Below are 4,097 nucleotides of genomic sequence, written 5' to 3' on the forward strand. Positions count from 1 at the left end.
ACTCCGCCCCCACCCCCACCCCGGTCAGGTACCGGGCGAGCCGGTTCGCCCGCTGGTCCAACTCGGCATAGGTCAGCACGTCTGCACCGCAGCGCACCGCGACCACGTCCGGTGACGCCGCGACCTGTGCCTCGAACAACTCCGGCACCATCTGGTCGGGAACCCGCACCGCCGTGTCGTTCCACCGGCCGACGACCAGTGACCGTTCCGCGTCGTCCAGGACCTCGATATCGCTGAGCCGCAGGCCCGGATCCGCCGCCACCTGCTCCAACACCCGCACCAACCGAGCAGCCAACCCCTGCACAGTCGACTCGTCAAACAGATCAGTGGCGAAGAGGATTCGCCCGAGCAGCCCCGCTGGCGTGCCCTCGTCATCACGCCGCTCAGCCAGCGTCACCGAAAGATCAAATCGGGCAACCGTCTCCTGCAAACCACCACCGAACGGGCGCACGTGCAGGCCCGGCAGCTCCCACCGCCCACCACCCGTCGGCATGTTCTGTACGGCGAACATGACCTGGAACAACGGGTTGCGGCTCAGCGAACGGACCGGGCTGAGGTCGTCCACCAGGCGTTCGAACGGCAGGTCCTGATGCGCGTACGCCGCCAGGTCCGCCTCCCGTACCCGGGCCAGCACCTCACCGAACGACGGATCCCCACTCAGATCAGCCCGCAACACCAACGTGTTGACGAAGAACCCGACCAGATCATCCAACGCCGCATCCCCACGACCGGCGATGGCCGTACCCATCGGAATGTCCGTACCCGCACCCACCCGCGACAGCAACACCGCCAACGCCGCGTGCACCACCATGAACATCGTCGCGCCACCACGCTGCGCCACCCGCTCCAACCCGACGTGGACATCCGCACCCACCTCGAAGAGCACCGTGGCACCGTCGAATGACGGCACCGGCGGACGGGGGCGGTCGGTGGGCAGCAGCAGTTCCTGCGGCGCCCCTCCCAACGCCTCCCGCCAGTACCCCATCTGGGCGCTGATCAGGCTGCCGGGATCGTCGATGTCGCCCAGGACCTCACGCTGCCACAGGGAGTAGTCCGCGTACTGCACCGGCAACGGCTCCCAACCCGGAGCCCTCCCCTGCCGACGAGCCGCGTACGCCACACTCAGATCCCGACCCAACAGACCCATCGACCAACCGTCGACCGCGATGTGATGAGCCACGATCAACAACACCGACTCCACCGGCGACACGGTCAACAACCACACCCGCCACGGCAGATCAACACTCAGATCGAACCCACGACCGGAAAGCTCCGCCACCATCGACGGCAGACCGTCCTCCGTCGTCTCCACAACCGTCAGCGCCGGCCGTCCATCGGCGCCCTCGAGGATGCGCTGACACGCGCTCCCGTGGTCGTCGGGGAAGATCGTCCGCAGGCTCTCGTACCGATCGGCGACGTCTGCGAGCGCCTCCTGCAGCGCCGCCACGTTCACCTCACCACCGGACAACCGCAGCGCCAAGGGAAGGTTGTACGCCGCACCAGCGCCCGAATCACCCTCCTCCAGGCGGTTCAGGAACCACAACCGCTGCTGCGCGAACGACAACGGCAACACCTCAGGCCGCTCCCGACGCACCAACGCCACCTGCGTGGCCGACTCGTCACCGTCGATCAGCCGGGCAACCTCGGCAACAGTCGGCGCTGTGAACAGGTCCCCGATGCTCACCTCGGTATCCAGCACCGCGCGGATCCGCGCGATCAACCGCATCGCCGACAGGGAATCCCCGCCCAGATCGAAGAACGACACCTCGGCGCTGACCCGCTGCACGCCCAGTACCTCGCCGAACAGCCCGCACAACACTTCCTCGGTCGGTGTGGCCGCTGCCCGACCCTCCGCCTGCCCGGCCGACTCCGGGACGGGCAGCGCTGCCCGGTCCAGCTTCCCGTTCACCGTGACCGGCAGGGACTCCAGCACGACCACCGCCGCCGGCACCATGTAGTCGGGCAGCCGGACCGCCACGAACTCCCGGAGTACGTCCGCCTCCACCCCGCCGTCGGCGGGTACCACGTAGGCCACCAGCCGCTTGTCACCTGGCCGGTCCTCCCGCACGACCACCACTGCCTGGCCCACCGACCCGTGCCCGGTCAGCACCGTCTCGACCTCGCCCGGCTCGACCCGGAACCCACGGATCTTGACCTGCTCGTCCACCCTGCCGGCGAACAGCAGCTGGCCATCGGCCCGCCATCGAGCCCGGTCGCCCGTCCGGTACATCCGTGCTCCGCGCACGAACGGGCAGGCCGTGAACCGTTCCGCGGTCGATCCGGGCCTGCCCACGTATCCCCGCGCCAGGCCGAGACCAGCCACGTACACCTCGCCGACCACCCCGGGCGCGACCGGCCGAAGGAACTCGTCCAGTACGAACACCCTGGTGTTGTCCCGGGGCCCACCAATGGGCAGCACCGCCGGCACTTCGGCTCCCGCTTCGATCCCGTACGTCGTGGCGCACAGCGTCACCTCCGTCGGGCCGTACAGGTGGCGCACCGCGAGTCCCGGGTTCGCCGCCATGACCTGCGCCGCCGCACCTGCCGGTACCACGTCACCGCCGGTCAGCACCTCGGTCAGCCCGGACAGTGACCGCGCGGATTCCTCCGCCAACACTCCGAACAGACCGGCCGTCACGTGTACCGCGGTGAGATCGTGGGCCTGGATGATCTCTGCCAGCCGCCCGGCGTCGATCCGCCCCGGCGGCGCCACCACAACCTGGCCGCCGTGCACCAGCGGCACCCATATCTCGTACGTCGACACGTCGAACGCGTGCGGAGCGTGCATCAGTACTCGGTTACGCGCCGCTGCACTCCAGCACGAGTCGGTCACCAGGGCCGCCACAGCGCCTTGACTGACGGCCACGCCCTTGGGGACGCCGGTCGATCCGGACGTGTACATCACGTACGCCGTGTCCTCGGCGGACACCTGCGGCACCACATCGCCGTCGGGTCCGGCCAGCAGCGCTGCGGCCGGCACCACCGGCACCTCGGGAACGTTCCGGTCCCCCACCACGAGTGCGACCTGGGCCAGCACCAGCCCCACCCGGGCCGGGGGCCACCCCGGGTCGACCGGTACATAGCCCGCACCGGCCTTCACCACGCCCAGCAGCACCGCGATCAGCTCAACCGACCGGTCCATGACCACACCGACCAGGTCGCCGCGACCCACGCCGTGGTCCGACAGTCCCCGGGCCACTCGTCCCGCGGCACGGTCCAACCCCGCGTACGACCACCGCTGTCCCTGGTCGATGACCGCAATCGCGTCCGGGGACCGCTCCACCTGGGCCTGGACCAGCTCGACCAGGGTGCCTGCCGGGACCGGCGTGGTGGTGTCATTCCACCGCTCGACCACCAGGGACCGTTCGGCCGGGTCGAGTGTCGAGAGCCCGCTCATCCGAGTGTCCGGATGCTCCGCCATCTGCCACAACAGCCGCGTCAACCGGTCGAGAACGGCCTGGACCGTCTGCTCGTCGAAAGCGTCCGGCCGGTAGCTCAACCGCATCCGGAGGCCGCCGCCCGGCGCGACGTCGAGGGTCAGGGGGAAGCTGGTCGCCTCCCGGATGTCGGACTCGGTGAGCCTCAGCGGTTCGGGCGGGCCGCTCTCGCCGGCATGGTAGTTCTCGAAGGCCATCAGGGTGTCGAAGGAGGCGCCGGCTCCGGCGAGGCGCTGGATCTCGGTCAGTCCGAGGTGTTGGTGGTCGAGCAGTTCCGTCTGCTGTGCCTGCAGATCGCGCAGCAGTTGCGCGACGGTCTGCTCCGGCGAGAACCGCACCCGTACCGGAACGGTGTTGATGAACAACCCGAGCATGTTCTCCATGCCGGGCAGATCCGCCGGACGACCCGCCACCGCGGCACCGAATACCACATCGCTGCGCCCGGTCAGCTGGCCGACCACCACGGCCCAGGCCGCCTGTACGACCGTGTTCACCGTCAGGCCGTACCCGCGGGCCAGGTCCTCGACGGCGCGCGTCAGTGCGGTGTCCGGTCGCGCGAACACCCTCCGTGAGAAGGCCGGTGACGCCGCCGGGCCGGTCGGCGCGACCAGGGTGGGTTCGTCGGCGCCGGCCAACGCCAGCCGCCACGCCTCCCGCGCC

1 protein-coding gene is annotated in these 4,097 nt (G+C 69.7%); it reads right to left on the reverse strand.

The annotated features are described in order from the left end of the window. Positions 1-4,097 (reverse strand): amino acid adenylation domain-containing protein (locus ACFP2T_RS19640; protein ID WP_377423873.1); only part of this gene is annotated, 4,097 nt, incomplete at both ends.

The organism is Plantactinospora solaniradicis (assembly GCF_042658085.1).
In the GTDB taxonomy this organism is placed as follows: domain Bacteria; phylum Actinomycetota; class Actinomycetes; order Mycobacteriales; family Micromonosporaceae; genus Plantactinospora; species Plantactinospora solaniradicis.